At 70.7% G+C, this 21,592-nt stretch carries 23 protein-coding genes; 12 read left to right on the plus strand and 11 right to left on the minus strand.

All coding sequences use genetic code 11. The annotated features are described in order from the left end of the window. Positions 1–9 precede the first annotated feature (9 nt). Complete coding sequence (locus BBA86_RS10255) at positions 10–909, minus strand: hypothetical protein (RefSeq protein ID WP_065571471.1); 900 nt, start codon at positions 907–909, stop codon at positions 10–12. 56 nt (positions 910–965) lie between these two features. On the opposite strand from BBA86_RS10255, the gene BBA86_RS10260 reads away from it, so the two are divergent. Together BBA86_RS10260 and BBA86_RS10265 are read left to right on the plus strand one after the other, a co-directional pair. Continuing rightward, on the plus strand, positions 966–3,032 hold the full coding sequence (locus BBA86_RS10260) for an NAD(+) synthase (RefSeq protein WP_065571472.1): 2,067 nt from the start codon (positions 966–968) through the stop codon (positions 3,030–3,032). Between the two features lie 23 nt (positions 3,033–3,055). Next, the gene (locus BBA86_RS10265) at positions 3,056–3,613 is read left to right on the plus strand and encodes a nucleosidase (RefSeq protein ID WP_065571473.1); all 558 of its coding nucleotides are present in this window, start codon (positions 3,056–3,058) and stop codon (positions 3,611–3,613) included. Between the two features lie 22 nt (positions 3,614–3,635). Here the strand turns inward: BBA86_RS10265 and BBA86_RS10270 are convergent, their stop codons facing one another. Genes BBA86_RS10270 through BBA86_RS10290 form a run of 5 tightly spaced genes read right to left on the minus strand, consistent with a single transcriptional unit; the run spans position 3,636 to position 9,799 of the window. Continuing rightward, positions 3,636–3,815, minus strand: a complete 180-nt coding sequence (locus BBA86_RS10270) for a hypothetical protein (RefSeq protein WP_065571474.1) — start codon at positions 3,813–3,815, stop codon at positions 3,636–3,638. Between the two features lie 4 nt (positions 3,816–3,819). Then, positions 3,820–6,822 carry an AAA family ATPase gene (locus BBA86_RS10275; RefSeq protein ID WP_065571475.1) on the minus strand — a complete coding sequence of 1,001 codons (3,003 nt, stop codon included), beginning with the start codon at positions 6,820–6,822 and terminating at the stop codon, positions 3,820–3,822. Next, a complete protein-coding gene (locus tag BBA86_RS10280; protein ID WP_065571476.1) occupies positions 6,819–7,967 on the minus strand; it encodes an exonuclease SbcCD subunit D in 1,149 nt (382 codons plus the stop codon). The genes BBA86_RS10275 and BBA86_RS10280 overlap by 4 nt, the downstream gene beginning before the upstream one ends. Positions 7,968–8,022: 55 nt before the next feature. After that, positions 8,023–9,504 carry an MFS transporter gene (locus tag BBA86_RS10285; protein ID WP_189318453.1) on the minus strand — a complete coding sequence of 494 codons (1,482 nt, stop codon included), beginning with the start codon at positions 9,502–9,504 and terminating at the stop codon, positions 8,023–8,025. Positions 9,505–9,541: 37 nt separating this feature from the next. Continuing rightward, entirely contained in the window at positions 9,542–9,799 is a 258-nt protein-coding gene (locus BBA86_RS10290; RefSeq protein WP_065572262.1) for a hypothetical protein, read from the minus strand. Positions 9,800–9,919: 120 nt separating this feature from the next. Between BBA86_RS10290 and BBA86_RS10295 the strand changes: the two genes are divergently transcribed. Further along, positions 9,920–10,252: a hypothetical protein gene (locus BBA86_RS10295; RefSeq protein ID WP_065571477.1), complete on the plus strand. Its 333-nt coding sequence runs from the start codon at positions 9,920–9,922 to the stop codon at positions 10,250–10,252. On the opposite strand, the gene BBA86_RS10300 is transcribed toward BBA86_RS10295, so the two are convergent. Then, entirely contained in the window at positions 10,249–10,548 is a 300-nt protein-coding gene (locus tag BBA86_RS10300; RefSeq protein ID WP_065571478.1) for a GNAT family N-acetyltransferase, read from the minus strand. The genes BBA86_RS10295 and BBA86_RS10300 overlap by 4 nt on opposite strands. A 420-nt stretch (positions 10,549–10,968) precedes the next feature. Between BBA86_RS10300 and BBA86_RS10305 the strand changes: the two genes are divergently transcribed. Together BBA86_RS10305 and BBA86_RS10310 are read left to right on the plus strand one after the other, a co-directional pair. Further along, complete coding sequence (locus BBA86_RS10305) at positions 10,969–11,685, plus strand: winged helix-turn-helix domain-containing protein (RefSeq protein WP_065571479.1); 717 nt, start codon at positions 10,969–10,971, stop codon at positions 11,683–11,685. Positions 11,686–11,746: 61 nt separating this feature from the next. After that, positions 11,747–12,682 (plus strand): DNA-3-methyladenine glycosylase family protein, encoded by a 936-nt coding sequence (locus BBA86_RS10310; protein ID WP_065571480.1) that lies wholly within the window; start codon positions 11,747–11,749, stop codon positions 12,680–12,682. 2 nt (positions 12,683–12,684) lie between these two features. Here BBA86_RS10310 and BBA86_RS10315 read toward each other — a convergent pair whose 3' ends face one another. Then, a complete protein-coding gene (locus BBA86_RS10315) occupies positions 12,685–13,002 on the minus strand; it encodes an alpha/beta fold hydrolase (RefSeq protein WP_223247069.1) in 318 nt (105 codons plus the stop codon). Between the two features lie 92 nt (positions 13,003–13,094). Here BBA86_RS10315 and BBA86_RS10320 point away from each other — a divergent pair, with 92 nt between their 5' ends. Both BBA86_RS10320 and BBA86_RS10325 read left to right on the plus strand, forming a co-directional pair. Continuing rightward, positions 13,095–13,307, plus strand: a complete 213-nt coding sequence (locus BBA86_RS10320; RefSeq protein WP_065571481.1) for a hypothetical protein — start codon at positions 13,095–13,097, stop codon at positions 13,305–13,307. Between the two features lie 25 nt (positions 13,308–13,332). Then, positions 13,333–14,169, plus strand: coding sequence for a GNAT family N-acetyltransferase (locus tag BBA86_RS10325; RefSeq protein WP_065571482.1), 837 nt, complete (start codon positions 13,333–13,335; stop codon positions 14,167–14,169). A 22-nt stretch (positions 14,170–14,191) separates the two neighbouring features. Here the strand turns inward: BBA86_RS10325 and BBA86_RS10330 are convergent, their stop codons facing one another. After that, positions 14,192–15,316, minus strand: a complete 1,125-nt coding sequence (locus BBA86_RS10330; protein ID WP_065572263.1) for a zinc-binding alcohol dehydrogenase family protein — start codon at positions 15,314–15,316, stop codon at positions 14,192–14,194. Positions 15,317–15,397: 81 nt separating this feature from the next. On the opposite strand from BBA86_RS10330, the gene BBA86_RS10335 reads away from it, so the two are divergent. Next, the gene (locus BBA86_RS10335; RefSeq protein WP_065571483.1) at positions 15,398–15,979 is read left to right on the plus strand and encodes a TetR/AcrR family transcriptional regulator; all 582 of its coding nucleotides are present in this window, start codon (positions 15,398–15,400) and stop codon (positions 15,977–15,979) included. 182 nt (positions 15,980–16,161) lie between these two features. On the opposite strand, the gene BBA86_RS14595 is transcribed toward BBA86_RS10335, so the two are convergent. Continuing rightward, positions 16,162–16,311, minus strand: a complete 150-nt coding sequence (locus BBA86_RS14595; RefSeq protein ID WP_189318454.1) for a hypothetical protein — start codon at positions 16,309–16,311, stop codon at positions 16,162–16,164. Positions 16,312–16,622: 311 nt separating this feature from the next. On the opposite strand from BBA86_RS14595, the gene BBA86_RS10340 reads away from it, so the two are divergent. Continuing rightward, on the plus strand, positions 16,623–17,792 hold the full coding sequence (locus BBA86_RS10340) for an RtcB family protein (RefSeq protein WP_065571484.1): 1,170 nt from the start codon (positions 16,623–16,625) through the stop codon (positions 17,790–17,792). Between the two features lie 16 nt (positions 17,793–17,808). Here the strand turns inward: BBA86_RS10340 and BBA86_RS10345 are convergent, their stop codons facing one another. After that, a complete protein-coding gene (locus BBA86_RS10345) occupies positions 17,809–18,639 on the minus strand; it encodes an aldo/keto reductase (protein WP_065571485.1) in 831 nt (276 codons plus the stop codon). Between the two features lie 103 nt (positions 18,640–18,742). Between BBA86_RS10345 and BBA86_RS10350 the strand changes: the two genes are divergently transcribed. The 3 genes from BBA86_RS10350 to BBA86_RS10360 are packed head-to-tail and all read left to right on the plus strand — an operon-like array spanning position 18,743 to position 21,548. Next, positions 18,743–20,014 carry a sensor histidine kinase gene (locus BBA86_RS10350; RefSeq protein ID WP_065571486.1) on the plus strand — a complete coding sequence of 424 codons (1,272 nt, stop codon included), beginning with the start codon at positions 18,743–18,745 and terminating at the stop codon, positions 20,012–20,014. Continuing rightward, positions 20,002–20,694 (plus strand): LuxR C-terminal-related transcriptional regulator, encoded by a 693-nt coding sequence (locus BBA86_RS10355; RefSeq protein ID WP_065571487.1) that lies wholly within the window; start codon positions 20,002–20,004, stop codon positions 20,692–20,694. Before BBA86_RS10350 ends, BBA86_RS10355 begins: the two co-directional genes overlap by 13 nt. Then, positions 20,691–21,548, plus strand: a complete 858-nt coding sequence (locus tag BBA86_RS10360; protein ID WP_065571488.1) for a hypothetical protein — start codon at positions 20,691–20,693, stop codon at positions 21,546–21,548. Before BBA86_RS10355 ends, BBA86_RS10360 begins: the two co-directional genes overlap by 4 nt. Positions 21,549–21,592 lie beyond the last annotated feature (44 nt).

The raw sequence follows: 21,592 nt of genomic DNA on the forward strand, positions 1-21,592 counted from the left end.
GAATCGACACTATCCGCGGTCTCCGACACTCTCGCCGAGCATGCCCCGGCGCCAGGAGTCCATCCGTTGCTGAGCGAACGTCGTTCCGAGCTCGTTGCGCATCTCGGGATGCTCGGCCCAGAACCGGATGGACGCGTAGATGAGCCACGCGTGTGCCCGGAACCCGCTGATGTTCAGATCGAGGAGGATCTCGTCGTCGACGGCCCGGACTTCCACGGAGGGGGTGAAGTCCCCCGTCTTCTCGTCGACGGCGGACACCGTCGGAACAACGCGAGCGATCCGGGACCACTCGATGTCGTCGGTGTCGTCGAGGTAGTAGCGGGTCACGCCCGATGGTCCGATCCCGACACCGATCGGCAGCCGCCCGAAGGATGCCGCCCGCCAGGTCGAGACGATCGCGAGGGCGCCGGCCAGCAGCAGCACGAGGGCCAGCAGGAGGAGCGGGATCAGCCAGATGAGCGCGAATGCGGCATCCGTGATGACGGAACGGACGATCGCCCACCCGAAGATGACGGCTCCGACCGCACCCGCCGCCGTGAAGCAACCGCTGAGCCACGCACCGGCACCCCGCTCGCGGAAGAAGTGCACCCACGAATCGCGCGGCCGTTCCTTCGCGCGGGTCAGCGCTACGGCGTTGAGGAGTTCGGGCAGATCCCGCTCCCCGCCCGCACGCTCGAAATGCACACCGAAACCGGCCGTCGCCGCCAGGAACACGAACGCCCGCCAGGTCGCCGCGCCGATGTCGTCCGCCAGCACCGCGACGACCGACGCCGTCGCGCTGACGATCACCACGACCGAGTAGGCGACGACGGTCCAGGGACGAATGCGAGCGGGGATGCCGACCCGCCAGTCCTCCGGCAGCGGATACGGCGGCGGGAGCGGCGGGTATCCGGCGGCACGGGTGGGCACCAGACGATGAAAGCACAGGCTGCCGCACGCCGACGGTCACCTGACAGACTGGGGTCGTGACCCAGGACCTTCCGTTCGAGAACCCTTATCGGCACGGTTTCGCGCGCGTCGCCGCGTGCACGGTGCCGGTCGCGATCGCCGATCCGGCGACCAACGCCGAGGCGGTCCTCAAGAGTGCGCGCGCCTGTCACGACGAGGGAGTCGCCGTCGCCGTCTTCCCGGAGCTCTGCCTCTCGGGCTACGCGATCGAGGATCTCGTGATGCAGGACGTCGTCCTCGATGCCGTCCTCGCCGCCATCGAGCGGATGGTCGCGGCATCCGCCGACCTCTCTCCGCTCCTCGTCGTCGGCGCGCCGCTGCGGATGCAGAACCGGCTCTACAACTGCGCGGTCGTGATCCACCGCGGGCGCGTGCTCGGCGTCGCACCCAAATCCCACCTGCCCACGTATCGCGAGTTCTACGAGTCCCGCTGGTACGCGCGAGGCGACGGCGCCCCGGACACGGTGATCCTCGCGGGCGACGAGGTGCCGGTCGGCACCGACCTGCTGTTCGAGGCGACCGACGTGCCCGGGCTCGTCGTCCACGCCGAGATCTGCGAGGACTTCTGGGTGCCGGTGCCGCCGTCGTCCCACGCCGCCCTCGCCGGCGCGACGGTTCTGCTGAATCTCTCGGGCAGCCCCATCACGATCGCGCGCGCCGAGGACCGACGCATCCTGGTCCAGTCGCAGTCCTTCCGCTGTCTCGCGGCCTACGTGTACGCCGCCGCAGGTCAGGGCGAGTCCACCAATGACGTGTCGTGGGACGGGCAGACGATCATCTACGAGAACGGCACCCTGCTCGCCGAGACCGAGCGCTTCCCCGACGGGCCGCGCCGCGCGATCGCCGACATCGATCTCGACCGGCTCCGCCAGGACCGTCTGCGGCAGGGCACGTTCGAGGACAACGCCCGCAGCGAATCCTCGTGGCCGACCCGCATCCCGTTCACGGTGGAACCCGCGGCATCCGTCCACGGCCTCCGTCGCCCGCTGGACCGGTTCCCGTTCGTGCCGGACGACCCGGCCCGCCTCGACCTCGACTGCTACGAAGCGTTCAACATCCAGGTCTCCGGTCTCGAGCAGCGGCTCCGGGCGATCGGACAGCCCAAACCCGTCATCGGCGTCTCGGGGGGCCTCGACTCCACGCACGCTCTGCTGGTCGTCGCGCGAGCCATGGACCGGATGGGACGGCCGCGCAGCGACATCCTCGCCTTCACGATGCCCGGCTTCGCGACCGGCGAGCACACGAAGTCGAACGCGATCGCTCTGGCCGAGGCGATCGGAGCAACGATCGAGACGATCGACATCCGTCCGATGGCGACGGAGCTGCTGACGGGGCTCGGGCATCCGTTCGCGCAGGGCGAGCCCGTCTACGACGTGACCTTCGAGAACGTGCAGGCCGGTGCCCGGACCGATTTCCTCTTCCGCCTGGCGAATCAGCGCGGGGGCATCGTCATCGGGACGTCCGACCTGTCCGAGCTCGCGCTCGGCTGGGCGACCTACGGCGTCGGTGACCACATGGCGCACTACGGCGTCAACGCGGGCGTGCCGAAGACGCTCATCCAGCACCTCATCCGCTGGGTCGTCGCGCACAGCGACGAGTCGGGAGCGACCCTCACTGACCGTGCCAAGGAGGTGCTGCAGGCCGTCCTCGACACCGAGATCAGCCCGGAACTCGTTCCGGCCGGCCAAGACGGCAAGGTGCAGTCCACCGAGAGCACCATCGGCCCCTACGCCCTGCACGATTTCACGCTCTTCCACGTCCTGCGCTACGGCTTCCGTCCGTCGAAGATCGTCTTCCTCGCCGAGCAGGCCTGGTCGGACGCGGATGCCGGGGCCTGGCCTCCCGGCTTCCCCACCGACGAGCGGTTCGCCTACGACCGCGCGATCATCGTGAAGTGGATGCGGGTCTTCCTGAAGCGCTACTTCGGGTTCGCGCAGTTCAAGCGCAGCGCCGTCCCGAACGCACCGAAGGTCTCGCCTGCGGGCTCGCTCTCGCCGCGCGGCGACTGGCGCGCACCGTCCGACGGCAACGCGACAGCGTGGCTCGCCGAGCTCGATGCGGCTTTCCCGGACGAGGTGCACTGACGCACGGATGGGATGATGGTTCGGTGAAGCTCCTCGTCGCCGCTCTTGATTCCGAACTCGTCGCCTTCCCTGAGGAGCTCCCGGGCTTCGACCGGCTCGTCACCGGCCCCGGCAAGATGCAGGCGACGTACGCGCTGACGCGTGCCCTCGATCGGGCGGCTTACGACGAGATCGTCGTCGTAGGTACGGCCGGGTCGGTGGACGCCGAGACGGTGGGCGTTCACGAGGTGACCACCGCGCTGCAGCACGACGTCGCGAACGTCGACGGCGTCGCCGGCCAGCACGTCTCGCTGCCCGCGACCGTGTCGATCGCCGGCCGCGAAGGCACGACGATCGCAACGGGAGACCATTTCGTCGACGATGCCGACACCGTGGAGCTGATCCGCACGCTCGGCGGCACGCTCGTCGACATGGAGGCGTACGCCTACATCTGGGTGGCGCAGCAGTTCGGTGTGCCGATCCGCATCCTGAAGGCGGTCTCGGACAGCGCACAGGACGATGCGATCACCGACTGGCGTGACGCCGTCGCGATCTGCAGCGGGCAGTTGCGCGAGCGGATCACCGAGCTCTACGGCGTCTGACGCCGGCTCAGCGGCCCCGGCGTCAGGCGTCGCGGCGGCTGAACAGCGAGCGCAGGATGAAGAAGACGATCAGCGCGACGACGGCGACGATGAGGATCTTCCCGAAGAAGAAGACCACCTTGAGCGCGATGTCCACGACGATCCACGCGATGATCACGGCGACGACGACGCCGAGGATGGTCCAGATCGTGCCTTTTCTCATGCTCTCAGCCTAAGCGCTGGGTCACGACGTCCTGCCGGACGATGCTCGGCCCCTCGGGGGTCGCCTCGACGACGAGCTGGGCGGGGATCTGCTCCTTCATCGCCTCGACGTGGCTGATGACGCCGACGATCCGGCCGCCGGCGCGCAGCTCGTCGAGGGTGCGCATGGCGAGCTCGAGCGTCTCGGGGTCGAGGGAGCCGAAGCCTTCGTCGATGAACAGGGTGTCCAGGCGGATGCCGCCGGCCCGGGACGTGACCACCTCGGCGAGTCCCAGGGCGAGAGCGAGCGAGGCCAGGAAGGTCTCACCGCCCGACAGCGACTGCGGCGAGCGGAGCCTGCCGGTGTGCGCATCGAGGACCTCGATGGACAGACCGGATGCCGCGCCCCTGGCCTGCTTCGCATCGGAGTGTCGCAGGGTGTAGCGGCCCGACGACATCTCGGCCAGCCGCAGGTTCGCCGCAGCCACGATCTCTTCGAGCTCGGCTGCGAGGACGAACGTCTCGAGGTCCATCTTCATCGTGTTGGGCGCCCTGCCCGCGACGGTGTCGGCGAGACGCGTGATCGCTGCGGCATCCTCGGCCTGCGTCGCGACCGCGCCCGCGGCGTCGTCGATGCGCTCGACCAGGTCGCGCAGGCCCTTCGCGAGGCCGGTGGCATCGGCCTCCGCCGTGATCGCGGCGGACCGGGCGGCGTCCGCCTCGGCCGCGACGCGGGCAGCGGCCGATACGGCATCGGGTTCGACCGTCTGGTCGACGGTCTCGAGTTCGAGCTCGAGCGCGCGCGCTCGTGCGGCGGCGAGCGCGGCCGCATGCTCGTCGACGCGCCCCGCGAGCCGGCTCGCCTCAGCGGGCGGCAGGAGCGCGTCGAGGACGTCGTCGGGAGTCTCGAATGCCGTGTCCGCGATGCGGGCGTCGCGATCGGCCTCCGCGGCACCCGCGGCCTCGCGACGGGTCTGTTCGACGCGGCGAGCGTCGAGCAGTCGCGTGGCGAACCCACGGAGCTCGGTGTCCGCAGCGATGCGGGCGGCGACGCTCTCGTACTCTCCGCGCGCCGCATCCACCGCCTTCCGCGCCGTCTCCAGGGCTCCCTCGGTCATGGCGAGCTCCTCGCGGAGGATGCTCGCACGCTCGCGCAGGGCGGTGGTCTCGCGCACCGCTTCAGCCTCGAGGGCGTCGATCTGCTCGGCATCGCGCGTCAGGTCGTCGACGCGGGAGCGCGCCGCGACGGCGGCCGCCAGCCGTTCGTCGAGGTCGGCGACGGCCGCGGCCAGCTCGTCGGCCTCACGACCGCCCGACGTCGCCGCCGCAGCGGTGACGTCCTCCCGCGCCGCTGCGGCTGCCTGCGCAGCGGCCCTCTCGGCGAGAGCGGCGTCGTCGCGCGCCTTCTCCGCGGCGGCGAGATCGTCGTCGGTCACGGGCTCGCCGTCATGCGTCGCCGGGCGGGGGTGGGCCGTGGATCCGCACACCGCGCACGGTTCACCCTCGATGAGGGATGCCGCGAGTTCGCCCGCGTAGCCGCGCAGGCGCCGGCGGAGGAGCTCTCCGACGTGCGCGGATGCCGCGGCGGAGCGCGCGTTGGCATCGGCGTACGCCGCGTCGGCCTCGGCCGCGAGAGGAGCCAGCCGGTCGAGAGAACGGGCGGCATCGAGCCGGGCGACGAGGTCGGTGCGCGAGGCGGCGAGGTCGTCGTGCCGCCCGGCGACGGCGCGGGCTTCGGTGAGCCGACGGGCCGCGTCCTGGCGCCGCTCGGGAACGGCCGCGAGGACGGTCTCGAGGTCGCGGAGAGCCTCACCGAGACCGTCCAGCTCTTCGCGGCGCACCCGCTGCGCGTCGCCCAGAGCCGCAGCATCCCGTTCCGCTTCTGCGGCGGCCTCGGCGCGCGCGACGCGTCCCGTCAGCTCGTCGATCACGGCGGGAAGGTCGTCGTCGGCCGACCCGCCGACGTCGACCCAGGCACCCTCCGCAGCGTGACGGGTCTCCTGCGCCGCCGACCACTCCGCGCCTGCACGGATGGCGTTCTCGACGGACGCCCGCAAGACCTCCGCCGCGCGCGCCCGCGCGAGGCGTTCTCGCAGCCCGTCGATCTCTCGGGTCTCCGCCTCGCGCGCCGCGAGGTCGGCTCGAGCGCTCTGCAGCTCGGCCAGACGCTGCGCGATCTGGCGGAGTCGCTGATGTTCGGCCGCCGCCTGCTCCGCCCGGGTGGTCGCGACGGCTCGCTCGTTGCCTCGTGCATCGACGCGGTACTCGGCCCGAGCGAGAGCTCGTTCGACGGCCTCTTTCCGACCGAGGACGTCCGCGTCGAGGGGCGCGGCGCCGGTGTCCGTGCCGAGGAGGTCGTTCGCCGAGATCTCGCGCTCGGCGACCTCCAGCAGCGTGCGCACACGGGCGCCGTTCTCGTCGAGCCGCTTCTGCGCCTCTCGGCGGCGCTCGTCGAGCACGTCTTTGTACGCCTCGAAGCGCTTGGTCCCGAAGAGCGTCCGGAGCAGCTGCTGGCGCTCGGCGTTCGCGGCCAGCAGGAATCGCGAGAACTTGTTCTGCGCGAGCAGGATGACCTGCTGGAACTGCTGCGCACTGAGCCCGAGCACCTCGTCCAGGGCGATCCCGACCTCGCGCTGCTTGGCGGCACGGCCGACCCACCGGTCGTCCACCCACTCTTCGAGCTCGGCACGTGCCGGCTCGAGAGTCAGCCCTCCCCCGCGCTTGGCGGGCCGCTCGTACTCGGGCGCGCGGGTCACCCGCCACCGGGTGCCGCCGACGGTGAACTCGAGACGCACCTCGGTCGGGTCGGTGAGGAAGCTGTGGTCGCTGCGCAGCCGCCGGTCGCCGCCCTCGTATCGCGGCACCGACCCGTAGAGCGCGAAGCTGACCCCGTCGAGGATGCTGGACTTGCCGGCGCCCGTGCGCCCCGAGATCAGGAAGAGACCGTCGTCGTCGAACGCGTCGAAGTCGACGGTCTGACGCTCGCGGAACGGCCCGAACCCGGTGAGTTCGAGGCGGTGCAGCTTCACGCCATCGCCTCCTGGCGCACTCGTTCGTCGAGCACCTCATCGATGAGGCCGGCTTCGCGCTCGGTCGCCCCCTGCCCCTCGCGCACGTGCTCGAGGAAGGCCTCGACCAGCTCGCGGTCGGAGCGGGCGGCGCGGACGCGCTCGACGTAGGTGGCGGTGTCGCCGGTGCGGACCCTCGACGGTGCGTGCACGACCTTCGCGCAGAAGGGAAACCGCTGCTGCAGCCGACGCAGCGGGTCGGCCTCGGGCAGATCGTCGGTGTACTCGACGCAGACCCACGCATCCTCGTCAACGGCGTGGACCTCGTCGGACAGGATCTCGGCGAACGGACCGCGGAGGGTCACGAGGCGGCGGGGCACCGGCAGAGCAAGCCATTCGACGGCAGTGATGCCGTCGGCATCCAGATCGATCAGCCAAGAACCGCGGGGCTTGTCGCCCTCGCCGAAGCTGTAGTGCAAGGGCGCGCCGGCGTAGCGGACACTCTCGGAGAGACGCTGCCGCCCGTGGATGTGCCCGAGGGCCATGTAGTCGACACCGTGGAAGGTCGACAGCGGCACGACGTCGAGACCGCCCTGCTGGATGTCGCGCTCGAGCTGCGGCGTCGGCTCGACGCCCGCGGCGAAGCAGTGCGCGATCGCCACCGACCGCCCGCCCCGCTCGGCGAGGTCGGTGCGGACGAGGTCCATCGCTCGGCTGAGGACGGCGGCCTGGGTCCGCACTCCGTCCCACCGGTGCCGCAGGAGCGCCGGCTCGAGGTACGGGATGCCGTAGAAGTGGACAGGTCCGTGGGCGTCGTCGATCGTGAGCGGGGTACCCACGGCATCCGGATCGGTCAGGACGTGGATGCCGTCGCGCAGCAGCCCTGCCTGGAACCCGAGCCGCGCCGCGGAGTCGTGGTTGCCGCTCGTCACCACGACGCGCGCGCCCGCGTCGGCGATACCGCGGAGGACGTCGGACAGGAGCGTGTACGACGCGGCGGCCGGGGTGGCGGAGTCGAACACGTCACCCGCAACGATGACGACGTCGACGCCGTGCTCACGGACCTGGGCGGTCAATTCGCTCAGCACACCGCGGAGCGCATCGAGCGTGGAGTGACCGTGGAAGGTCCGCCCGATGTGCCAGTCGGAGGTGTGCAGGATGCGCATGCTCACACGCTAGGTCGAGGCTCCGACATCGCCGCCGAGGCGTGCCGCGCAGGCGTCACTCGGAGGCGGGTGACACCGCTCCTCGACGACGCAGGTTGATCAGGTCGACGACCGAGATGAGGGTCGCGATCGCCAGGAAGAGCCCGACCGCCGCCATCCCGTAGGCGTACGCGTCGTGGAAGACCGCGAGCGATTCGAGGCCGGCATCCGATTCGCGGTAGATCGTCGCATAGAACAGGGACAGCCCGATGGCCGTACCGACCGCCGTACCCACGCGCTGGCCGAGCTGGCCCACGGATCCCGCGAGTCCTCCTTCGCGGACGGGGATCTCGGACAGGGTGAGGGTCTGGTTCGGCGAGACCACGAGGCCACCGCCGGCGCCGGCGACCAGAAGTGCGGCTGCCATGCCGTAGGCGACCGTCTCGGGCGGCATCGTGTACGCCACGATCGTGAGCGCCACGACGCTCACGAGGACGGTCAGCAGCCCGATCGTCACCAGCTGGCGCCCGAACCGGTGGACGAGCAGGCCGCCGTAGTACGACGAGACGGCGCTGGCGACCGCGAAGCCGATCGAGACCATCCCGGCGAACACCGGCTCGAGACCGACGCCGATCTGCAGGAACAGTGTGCCGAGCAGGAACATCGGCGGGATCGCGGTGAAGTACGCGACCACCACGAACGTGCCGTTGCGATACGAGGGGATGCGGAACATCCGGAACGGGATCAGGGGCTGACGACCGGATGCCGCGTATCGCCTCTCCCACCAGAAGAACAGCGCGGCGAACAGGACGAACGCCGTCAGCAGCCACCAGCGGTTGGGGTCGTCGTCCGGCGAACCGGTGGTGAACAGGAACGGCCACATCAGGGAAACGATCATGAACCCGAACAGGACGATGCCCATCGGATCGAGCTGAAGAGGCTGGCCGGTCGCCTTCCGGGTCTGCGGCAGCAGCCAGATGACACCGGCGAGCACGAGCAGGCAGAGCGGCACGTTGAACCAAAAGATGCCGCGCCACCCGTCGGTCTCGCCGCCCAGGGCGATCATGAGGCCGCCCAGGGTGGGGCCGAAGGCGGTGGCGATGCCGATCGTCGCGCCGAACAGACCGAAGGCGCGGCCCCGCTCCTTGCCCGTGAAGAGCTGCTGGATCGTGCCCATCACCTGAGGCATCTGGATGCCGGCCGCGATGCCCTGGACGAGACGGGCCGCCATCAGGATCTCAATGCTGGGAGCGAGCGCACACGCGGCGCTCATGACGGTGAAGAGGCTGAGCCCGACGATGAACAGCGCCTTCCGCGACCGCTGGTCGCCGAGGCGCCCGAACGGGACGAGCGCGAGACCGAAGGTCAGGATGTACCCCGAGACCACCAGCTGCAGTTGCGTCGAGGTCGCATCGAGAGACGACTCGATCGCCGGAAGTCCCACGTTGACCTTGCTGAGGTCGAGGATCGTGAACGCCGCGACCGACACGCACACCCAGAACGCCCGCCAGCGCTGCGACGAGGACAGGGGGATGCTGGCGGTTACAGGCGATGTCATGACCGTCCCACGCTACCGGCCGCCCGGCGGACGCGGCTCACTCGGCCCGACGATCCGCCTGCTCGTCCGTGAGCACGTCGGGGTCGAGACCCTGCTGGATCTCGGCGCTCTCGACGAACGGGTCGGGAGCGGCATCCGGCATCGGAGCGCCCTCACGGCGTCCCCGGTCGGCCTCGTCCTCGGCTTCCTTCTGCTCGTTCGTCACGGCACCGGAGGCGACGACGGGAGCATCCTGCTCCGACCACCCGCCGGCAGGTGCTGCTTCGCTCGTGCGGTCGTCTGCGTCGTGCTCCATGGCCGTCTCCTCATCGTGGTCGTCACTCATGGTGACCCGCGGGCGACATGCGGCACACGGGCTTGACCGCATCGGCTCGACGCGACTACGAACGAGGAGGCGGCACAGGAAGGGGAGCGGATGTCGGGACACGGGCGCGACACGGCGAGCGGGCCGTTCGTGGTGACACTCGTGGTCGATCTGCCGATCACCAAGCCTGATGCGCTGGAGACGATCGCCTTCGCGTGCGACGGCGTCGTCGAGCATGCGCGGACCGCCTATCCGCGGGTGAGCCTCTCCCCCGGCGCGTGGGCGGAAGTCCAGATCCCGAAATTCGCCGACCCGCCGCCGCTGGCCATCGACGTCTGCTCCGACGAGTCGACCGCCGTCGCCCGCGCCGCAGCAGACAGGCTCAAGGGAGCACTCGAGAACCTGGGGTGGCGGATCCGCGATCCGAAGCCGGGCGAGGCCTAGGCCGTTCGCCGCTCCTGCAGCAGGGACTCATGGCCCGGGTTCGCGTCGAACCAGTCGGCGACGTACCAGCAGACGGGGATGACGCGCCGATCGCCGCGACGCTCGAGATCGGACACCGCACGCCGCACGAGCTCCGCGGCATAGCCCGAGCCGCGGAAGGTGGGGATCGTGTACGCGCGGGTCAGCGCGATCGTCGTGCCGTCGTCGTTGTAATCGAGGATGCTGACGAGATCCTTGCCGCGGTGCAGGCTGTACCGGGCGGCATCCTTCTCGTCGGTGAAGATCAGCTCGCTCATGCGCTAACGCTACGCCGAGCGCCGGGTGTCGCACACGATCTCCGACGGATTGAGCAATCTGTCACATTCCGTCATGCGGAGCTCCTCGGGGGCGGGCGGTTTGACACATCCCGACGCGGTTCGTCATAATCGGCCACATGACTGACTTCGCACGCACTCTGTCCGCCCGGGAGGCGAACGGAACTGCCGGCATCATGATGCCGCAGCGTGCTGTCATGTGTTGCCGAATGTGTCGCTGACACGGTGATCCCCGCCGGGTCGCGCCGCCGTTTCTGAACACGGCGAACCGACCCCCGAGACTCCGGCCCTCCCGCCCACAACGCGGATGCCGGCTTCTCGCACATCGGCCTATGCGAGGCCACCCGCGCAACACTCTCGAACCCGCGTCCCGCTCCGGGTTCCCCTTCGAAGGACATCGCCATGTCGACCTCCGCTCTCCTCTCCGCCCCCGCCGCTCCCCGTCACCTCCGCGCCGTCGAGGACATCGCCACCTCGCCTGTGACGGAGCGCCCCGCTCCCAAGGGACTCCCCGCCGGCACCGCTCCGCGCGGCTTCGCCCTCTACGTCGGTCTCGACGAGCTGAAGGCGGCCGCTGACGGCGTCAGCCTCTCGGTGATCGTCGATGCCCTCCGCCGCACGATCGCCGAGCTCGCCCCGTCTGCCGAGACCCACGCGACGGTCGCACTCGCCCCGGTCGGCGCCGGTGGCCGCGACGTCGACGTCGTCCGACTCGCCCTCCACGAGCCCGCCGCCGTGGCCCGCACCAAGCCCGAGGAGCCCCTCGACGAGCACGTGCCCGGAGGCGTGACGATCGACATCTCCCGTCGCCGCGTGCACATCGACGGCGAGACGGCGTCGCTGACGTTCAAGGAGTTCGAGCTGCTGCAGTACCTCGTCCTCCGCGAGGGCCGCACGATCGAACGGACAGAGCTCGTCTCGTCGCTGTGGAGCCACGCCGACGACGGGGAGACCCCCGGCGAGCGCACGATCGACGTGCACGTCCGCCGCCTGCGTTCCAAGCTCGGCCGTTACGAGGACATCGTCCGCACGGTGCGCGGCATCGGCTACCGCTTCGACCGGCACGCCGATGTCGTCATCCGCTACGGACACGGCACCCCCTCCCCCGACCGCTTCTGATCAGCCTGCTGTCGGCGCCCGGACGTAGGGTGTCGGCATGAGGTCGGGACTGCGTGAACGGATGCCGCATCCGTCGCCGTCCCCGCACCTGAAGCCGCTCGAAGCGGAGTACCGCCCGAAGGTCCCTACCGACGTGCTGGGCGCCATCCGGTACCAGCAGCGCGGTGCGCACGACCCGTCGCAGACCACGGTCGACGGCGTGATCTGGCGCGCGACCCGCACTCCCGAGGGGGTCGCGACGATCGCGATCCGCCCGGGACTGCGGACGGTGCGGGCGGCCGCCTGGGGGCCGGGTGCCGCATGGACGCTGGACCAGCTGCCACGGCTGTGCGGCTCGGGCGACGACCCCGGCGAGTTCGATGCGTCGCGGCATCCGCTCATCGCGGCGACCCACCACCGCCGGCCCGACCTGCGGATCGGGGCGACCGACCTCGTCTTCGACGCCCTCGTCAGCAGCATCTTCGAGCAGAAGGTGACCGGGCTGCAGGCCTTCGGGGCATGGCGCTGGATCCTGACGAGGTACGGCGACCTCGCGCCCGGTCCGACACCGCGGCCGATGTACGCGCCGCCGGCCGACTGGCGGATGATCCCGAGCTGGTCGTGGCACCGCGCCGGACTCGAGCCGCCGCAATCGCGCACGATCGTGGACGCTGCCCGCCGTCGCGCGTCGATCGAGCGCGCCGCCGAGGCTGCGACGACCGGGGACGACCGCGATCGGGTCTTCATGAGCCTGCCGGGCGTGGGCGTCTGGACGAGCGCCGAAGCGCGCATCCGCGCGTTCGGCGATCCCGACGCGGTCAGCTTCGGCGACTATCACGTCGCCCATCAGGTCGGGTATGCACTGACCGGCTCACGCGTCGACGACGACGGCATGGCGGAACTCCTCGAGCCGTGGAAGGGCCAGCGGCAGCGGGTGATCCGCCTCATCGGGGCGAGCGGTGTCGTCGAGCCGCGCCGCGGACCGCGCCTCGCACCGGAGGATCATCGGAACCGCTGAGGTCAGAGGCCGCGGAGCGCAGCGAGCGCCGTCGGCAGATGGTCGAGGACCGCGATGTGTCCGACGTCGGGGATCCGCACCAGCGTCGCGCGAGTGATGCCGCCGGCGATCGCCGCCGCATGTGACGGCGGGATGACGCGATCGAGCTCACCCTGCACCACCACCACCGGGGCGACGACATCGGCGAGCGCGAACCCCCAGGGCCGGGTGAAGGCGACGTCATCGTCGACCAATCCGTCAGACCCCCACTGCGCGGAGGCAGCGACGTCCTCGCCCAGCGACGCCCATGTCCCTTCGAGCGCGCGGTAGTCCGCCTCCACGAAGCTGTTCGGATCGAACTGCTCGACCTCGAGATGAACGCCCTACGGTGCGAAGCGCGAGCGCCGGGCGACGGGAACCGTAGGCTGGCCGCATGGCGCAGCGACAGCGGGGACGCGGGTTCTGGATCCTCGGGACGGTTCTGCTGTTCGCCGGCGGCATTCTGTTCGGACTCGTGTGGCAGAACATCTGGGTCGGCCTCGTCCTGGCGGCCGCGATCTCGATCGGCTGGCTCATCGCCTACGAGTCGCGCCGCGGACGGAATCAGGGCATCTACGACCGCGACGACGACGGCGCCCAGCTCTGACCCGGGCGCGGGGAAGGATCCTCCGGTGAACATCGGACCACTGCGTGAGAGCGATCTGACATCAACTCCCGCCTGGACGGCCGGACACGAGCTCCGACCGGATCTGTGGCGAGGCGAGCACACCCGGGCCGTGGTCGCGGAAACCGATGGGATCGTCGCGGTCGGGTTGATGTGGACGAGCCGCGTGCACGGTGACCGCTACTGGGTGAACGTGGTGGTCGACCCCGCGCATCGCCGCCGTGGGATCGGGACGGCGATGGTGCAGCACCTCACGTCGCTCCGCGCCGCGCCACTCCCCCTCATGACACGCGGATACGTGGACGACCCCGCACTCGCCTTCGCCGACGCGCTCGGCGCACGGACGATCCAGGTCGTTCCGCCTGCACAGACGACGACGGCGGCGCGGACCGCGCTGCGCGCAGGCCCGGCCGCAATCGCCGTCGGTGCCGTCGACCGCGCGGTGATCGAGGCCACCAACGCCCGGATCTACGAGTGGACGCACGCATCGTGGAGCCCGGTCGGGCCCGGGTTCGCCGACGCGCTCAACGAAGACCTGTGGGACGAGATCGACACCGAGGCATCCTCCGTCGTGGCGGATGCGACCGGTCGGATCCTCGCGCTCGCCCTCGTCTACGTCGACGGCGAGACCCCGCTGCTGACGGCGGAGACGACGGATGCCGCGGCCCCCGACGGCGAGCGCCTCGTCGAAGCCTGCATCCTCCGCTCGCTCGATGTCCTGTCGAGCCGTGGCGTCGTCGGCGTCGAGTTCGACGGTCACGTCAGCGACCCGCACTTCCTTCCGGTTCTCGCCCGGCTGCAGCCGACCGGCCGCTGGTTCCGCCTCGTCGAGATCCCGGTGTGATCGCCGGGCGATCCGCTCCGGTTCAGAGGGTCACGACGATCTTCCGAGCAGAGACCCCCGCGCGCTGACGATCCAGCGCCTCCTGTATCGCACCCACCCCGTCGCCGGCCACGAACGCCTCGGGCAGCGGACGGACGGTGCCGTCCGCCAGCCACTCCGGCAGCAGCCGCCCCCACAGCCGTCGTCCGACCTCGTCGTCGCGCAGGCTCGTCCCCCAGATGAAGGCGGCTCGGATGCCGGCGCGACGCGCGCGAGCGTTCAGCAGAAGCGTCCTCAGCCCCAGGCGCGAGAACACGGGCAGCATCGCCGGGAAGAGCCGGCGGCGCCCGGCGAGCTCAGCGAGCGAGACGGGCATGCTCGCCATCGCGAGCACCGAACCGCCTGTCCGGCGCAGCACCTCGAGGCATCCGGCGGTCGATGTCTCGCCGAGGGCCACGGCACCGACGACGGTGCGACCGCCGATCCCCGCCACGAGATCATCGACGGCGCCGGGGGAACCGTGGTCGACGACGACGTCGGCACCCAGCGACCGTACGAGGTCGGCGTTGCGCGGCGACGCCGTACTGACCACGTCGTATCCGGCCGCGCGGGCGAGCTGGATCGCGTTCATGCCGACGCTCGTCGACCCGCCCCACACGACGACGACCCCGCGGTCGCGAGGACGCGCGTCGGCGGGGTCGTGGATCGCCAGTCCGAGGTGGCGCGGCTGGAACAGCGCGCACGCGGCGGTGGAGACCCCGAGGGGAAGGACGGATGCCTCCACGTGCGAGATGCCGTCCGGGATCGGGGCGGTGAGGTGTTCCAGGAGCGTCGTGTACTCCTGGAACGCGCCCTCGCGCCGGGAGTCGCGACCGCGGTCCGTCCCCGTCGCCAGCCCGAAGACGCGATCGCCGATGCGGAACCGCGTGACCTCGGAGCCGATGGCGACCACCTCGCCGGCGACGTCGGAGCCGAGTACCGCCGGCATACGCAGCCACCGGTAGGTGACCGATCCCGTGCCCTGGATGACCCAGTCGATCGGGTTGATCGCGACGGCGCGGACGCGCACGACGACCTCGCGTGGCGCCGGGTCGGGCGTCGGCATCCGCTCGACGGAAAGACGCGCGCGGGGCGTTGCGAGGACGGCGGCGGCGTGGTGTCGGGGCATGTCGGTTCCTCCGGTCGTGATGTCACGTGGTGTCATCACTGTACCTCACATGACACAGGGTGTCGTCACTATGCTGTCCGGATGGCCAGATGGGCACCGGACACCCGGGAACGACTGCGAGCGGCGGCGCTCTCGCTCTTCGAGGAGCGCGGTTACGCGGCGACCACCGTGCCCGACATCGTCGACCGGGCCGGTGTGACGCGTCGCACGTTCTTCCGCCACTTCAGCGACAAGCGCGAGGTCTTCTTCGACGACGACGAGATCCCGCAGCGCGCGACCCGCATGATCGCCGAGGCGACGCGGGACGCGCAGCCGATGCAGGTAGTGATCGACGGTCTCCGGGTGCTGGCGCGCGAGCGCTTCGAGCCCCGGCGTGCCGAGATGCGCTTCGCCCGCCAGGTGATCGCGTCCGAGCCGGCGCTGCGCGAGCGGGACCTGCGCAAGCAGGCGGATCTGCGGGACGCCATCAGGGAGGGCTTCCGCCGTCGCGGCGAGGACGAGGCGACGGCGGCGGCGATCGCCGGAATCACGGTCGAAGCCCTGCAGTCCGCCCTGGACGCCTGGGCATCCGAGCCGGCGGGCGCCCCGCTGACCGATCATCTCGACGAGGTGCTCCACCGGATGCGGATGCTGCTGCAGTCTTCCGAGAGCACACGAGGGTGATGCCGTGAGCATCGTCATCCCGCTCGCCCTGGATGCCGATCCGGACCTGCGCGACGCGATCGCGGTGCGGGTGGTCGCCGAGATCGAGCGGCCGGTGTTCGACCTCGAACCGAATGCCGCCGCACCCTCGCTGCTGGGGCTCGACCTGCTGCGCCGGCTGGTGGGGCTACCTCGCCTGAGCTCTACCCCACGCGGGAGCGACGGTCGGCGGCATCCTCGCTTCCGTGGCGCGCGGCGAGCCGCACGATCCAGTAGATCCCCCAGACGATCAGCGCGATCATCAGGACCACTCCCAGGAGGATCAGGAGATGCCAGCCGACGAGTCCACCCATGCGGCCACCCTCCCACACGTCGCAGCTATGCGCACGATCGACCTTTGACGCGACACGCCCGGGCCGCTAACGTGGCAGGGCTGTGCCGACCGGCGCGGCGATACCCCGGAGGATGCCATGACCACGCAACGGCGTGATCTGCTGCAGCGGAATGAGACCCAGGTCCCGTTCCGCTACCAGCCGTACCCTCCGGCGCGCGCCGTCTGACGCCATCACCGTCCGACGCCCCGCACCGCACAGGTCCGGGGCGTCTTCTCGTGTGTTCCTCTCCGCACGAAGGCCTCCCGGGCCCTCCACGAAGGAAAGGAACCATGGAGAAGCTCTCGAACAGGCTGATGTCGTGGGCGAGCATCATCGACGAGAAGACCGTCGAGCAGGCTCGCACCTCGTCACGGATGCCGTTCATCCACCCGCACCTGGCACTCATGCCGGATGCGCACCTCGGCAAGGGGGCGACCGTCGGATCGGTCATCCCTACGCTGGGCGCCATCATGCCGGCTGCCGTCGGCGTCGACATCGGATGCGGCATGATCGCCGTCCGGACGCAGTTCACCAAGGCGCAGCTCGTCTCTCGTGACCTGACGACGCTCCGGCAGCAGATCGAGCGGGCGGTCCCGCTGTCGGCGGGCCATGACAACCGGACCATCGTCCTGACCGCTGAGCCGCGCATCGCCGAGCTGGAGGAGCTCGCGGCCAAGAACGACTTCGACCCGGCGTCGTACGCGGGTCACTGGCGGAACCAGCTCGGCTCGCTCGGGTCGGGCAACCACTTCATCGAGATCTCGGTCGACGAGGCCGACGCGGTCTGGATGTTCCTCCACTCCGGTTCGCGGGGCGTGGGCAACAAGATCGCCACCCACCACATCGGCGTGGCGCAGCGGCTCGCGACGCAGTGGTGGATCGACCTGCCCGATCGGGACCTCGCCTACCTGGCGGAGGGCACGGACGAGTTCTGGGCGTACATCCGGCAGCTGAGGTGGGCGCAGCACTTCGCGCTGCTGAACCGTGAGGAGATGATGGACCGGGTCGCCCGGCAGCTGTCCGAGACGATGGGCGAGGACGTGATCGAGCAGGAGCGGATCAACTGTCACCACAACTTCACCGAGCGCGAGAAGCACTTCGGCAAGGAGGTGTGGGTGTCGAGGAAGGGCGCCATCCAGGCGGACAAGGGGCGGCCCGGTCTCATCCCGGGATCGATGGGCACGGCGTCGTACGTCGTCTCCGGACTCGGGAACCCGCTCTCGCTCAACTCCTCCCCGCACGGCGCTGGTCGCGAGTACTCGCGGTCGGCGGCGCGGCGCACCTTCACGCACGAGCAGCTGCGGGAGGCCATGACGGGCATCGAGTTCCGGGACACGGACGCGTTCATCGACGAGATCCCGCAGGCCTACAAGCCGATCGACCGGGTGATGGCCGACGCCGGTGACCTCGTCGAGATCCGGCACACGCTCCGGCAGCTCGTGAACGTGAAGGGCGACTAGACGCGGACGGCGGCCCCTACATCTCCTCGTGGGTGTCGGGGTCGCCGTCCCACAGCCGGCCGCGCTCGAGCGCGGAGATCGCGGCGACCTCGTCGGCCGTGAGCGAGAACCCGAAGACGTCGGCGTTCTCGGCCTGGCGTGCGGGATCGGCGGACTTCGGGATCGGTGTGGTCCCCAGCTGCACGTGCCAGCGGAGCACGACCTGGGTGGGCGTGACGCCGTGGGCAGCGGCGGCATCCGTCACCACCCGTTCACTGAGGAGCTCCGACCGCCGCGCGAGGGGGCTCCAGCTCTCGGTGCGGATGCCCTGCGAGGCGTGGAACGCGCGCAGGTGCGCCTGCGGGAAGTACGGGTGCAGCTCGACCTGGTTCACGGCGGGCACGACGCCGGTCGCCTCGATGATGCGGGCGAGCATCGGCTCGGTGAAGTTCGAGACGCCGACCGATCCGACGCGCCCATCCTTCTGCAAGTCGACCATCGCGCGGTAGGTGTCGACGTACTTGTCGACGCTCGGGTTGGGCCAATGGATGAGGTAGAGATCGATGCGGTCGAGTCCGAGGCGCTCGAGCGAGCCCTCGGCGCTGCGACGCGTCTCGTCGTACCCGTGGTCGCGTCCGGGCACCTTCGTCGTGACGATGAGCTCGTCGCGGATGCCGCTGCGTCGGACGGCCTCGCCGACCTCGCGCTCGTTCTCGTAGTTGACCGCCGAGTCGAGGAGCCGGTAGCCGCCCTCGATCGCCGTGACGATCGCCTGCGTCCCCTCCTCGCCCCGCAAGTTGTACGTGCCGAGACCGAGCTGCGGGAACGCGGTGCCGTCGTTGAGGGAGACCGTGGGGATGCTGACCATCCCGCCACCGTACGCCCGATCCCGGCCTCTGGGGGATAACCCGAAACGAGGTCTCCGGTCGGCCCCGATGTGAGGGGCGGACCCCGCCCCTAGCGTGGGTGACATGACTTCCGACACCTCCTCGCCGCCCCGACGGCTGCGGCCGCTGCGGCGCCTCGGCGCGCTCGCGCAGCTCGCCGCCGTCGCCCTGGTGGGCATCGGCATCCTGACCACCGTCCTCACCCTCTTCGGCACCGGTGTCGGACTCGCCCTCGTCTTCGGCATCGGCATCCCCCTGATGATCGCCTCCGTCTACCTCGTGTGGGCCGGCGCCTGGCTCGAGCACGAGCGCGCCGAGGGACTGTACGGGCACGGAATCCCGCCGCTGACGATCCGCACGAGCGGCGAGCCGGGCTTCCGCGGATTCCTCCGCACACTGTGGCTCCAGTTCATCGACGGGGCGATGTGGCGCGGCATCGGCAGCTTCGCGATCGCCGCCGTGCTCGGCTGGATCGTCATCGGCGCCACGTCCGCCGTCGTCACCGGGATCGGCCTCGCCGTCTCGCCTCTCGGCGGCGCCGCAGGCGGGCGGGTACCGGTTCTCGGCATCCCGGTCACGGGCGGCTGGGCGGTTGCCGGCGGCATCCTCGCGGTCCTCGTGAGCCTCGGCATCCTGTTCGGCATCTCGCTCCTCGACGACCTGCTCACCCGGTCGATCCTCGTCCCGTCGCGCGAGGCCGTCCTCGCCGAGCAGGCGCGTGCCGCCGGCGCGCAGCGGGCCGGCGCGGTGCGGGCCAGCGAGGTCGAGCGCACCCGCATCGAACGCGACCTGCACGACGGCGTCCAGCCGCGGCTCGTCTCGGTCGGCATGACCTTGGGGCTCGCGCAGCAGAAGATCGACTCCGACCCGGTCGCCGCGAAGGAACTGATCGACGAGGCGCACACCTCGACGAAGGCCGCCATCACCGAGTTGCGGCAGCTGGCCCGCGGCATCCACGCCTCGGTCCTCGACGACCGGGGACTGGATGCCGCCCTCTCAGCCCTCGCGGCACGGTCCCACGTCCCCGTCGCCCTCGACGTCCGTCTCGACGAACGCTGCAGCGCGACGTCGGAGGCGGCGGTGTACTTCGTCATCGCCGAGTCGCTCACGAACGCCGCCAAACACGCCCGCGCCACCGAGGTGCGCGTCGTGGTCCGAGGCCGCGGTGACGCCGCTACCGGCCGCCTCATCTGGGCGCGCGTCGAGGACAACGGCATCGGCGGAGCCCGCGTGCTGCCCGGCGGCGGTCTCGACGGGATCATGAACCGGGTGCTCGCCGCCGGCGGCACCGCGACGCTCGACAGCCCGGCCGGCGGGCCGACCGCACTGGAGGTGACGGTCCCGTGCGCATCCTGATCTGCGAGGACTCGACGCTCCTGCGCGAGGGCCTGGTCCGCGTGCTCGAGGACGCCGGTCACACCGTGGTCGCCGCCCTCCCCCACGCCGACGGCATCGTCGAGACGGTCACCGAGACGGCGCCGGAGCTCTGCGTCCTCGACGTCCGACTGCCGCCGACGTTCACCGACGAGGGCATCCGGGCCGCGCTGACGCTGCGGGCGCAGCATCCCGCCCTCCCCGTGCTGGTGCTCAGTCAGTACGTCGAGGAGCGCTATGCGAGCGACCTCATCACCGGCCAGAACGCGGCCCTCGGATACCTGCTGAAGGATCGCGTGGCGGACGTGAGGGACTTCCTCGACTCGATCGATCGGATCGCCGCGGGCGCCACGGTCCTCGACCCCGAGGTCGTCGCCCAGCTGCTGACGCGCCGGGCACGGGACGAGCGGATGTCGCGCCTCACCGACCGGGAGCGCTCCGTCCTCGCGCTCATCGCCGAGGGGAAGAGCAACGCAGCGATCGCCGCCGCCCTCTTCGTCTCGGAGGCGAGCGTCGAGAAGTACATCACCTCGCTCTTCCAGAAGCTCGGCCTCGAACAGGACGAGCACGGCAACCGACGGGTGCTCGCGGCACTCGTCCACCTCGAACACGGCACACCGCCCGCCACCGGGCATCCCGATCAGAACGGAACACTCCGATGAGCATCGACCTCACTCCCCCGCCGACGGCTCCCGCCTCGCCGGAGCAGCAACCGCCGCGACAGCCCACCCGCTCGTCCGCCCAGATCGTGTCGATCATCGCGATGAGCGTCGGCGGCCTGCTTCTCCTCGGCACGCTCGTCTCGGGCGTCGGCTCGATCGCCTGGGCGGCCACCGATCGCGGCGAGGGCGGCCGCACGGCCGACGCGGCGGGAGTCACGGGCCTGTCGCTCGACGTCTCGGCCGGCCACCTCGTGGTCGAGTACGCCGACGTCGACGAGGCGATCCTCACCGTCGACGGGAACCGCGACTGGACGCTCGAACGACGCGGCGAGACCCTCTCGCTCTCGAACTCGCGCCCGTGGTGGGCACTGCAGGTGGGCTTCGATCCTACGGAGAACCGGGCCACGCTGACCCTCCCCGCGGTGATGGCGGACGAGAAGCTGGCTGCCGACTTCGACGTCGCCGCGGGATCGATCACGGCCGACGGGACGTACGGCCGCCTCGACGTCTCGGTCGGTGCGGGTGACGCCACCGTGACGGGCACCGCCGACGATGTGTCGGTCGATGTCAGCGCGGGCGATGCCGACGTCACGATCGACGGCGCGCAGCGCGCGAACCTGACGATCGGCGCGGGTCAGATCACTGCCGACCTCCGCGGCGACTCCCTCGACGCCGTCCGTGTGGACGTCAGCGCGGGCACCCTCCTGGCATCGCTCCCCGACGAGGCCTACCGCGTGACGTCCGACGTCTCCGTCGGGACGTTCGACAACCGCCTGCAGACCTCGACGAGCGCCAGCCGCACCATCGACGCCCAGGTCTCCGCCGGCACGGCCACCCTCCGCCCCGGCGAGTAGCCGTCACGCACCGCGAGCCGACGCGAAGTGCGCTCCCGAAAGCA

Origin of the sequence: Microbacterium oleivorans, from assembly GCF_001691565.1 — a bacterium.
Classification (GTDB): domain Bacteria; phylum Actinomycetota; class Actinomycetes; order Actinomycetales; family Microbacteriaceae; genus Microbacterium; species Microbacterium oleivorans_B.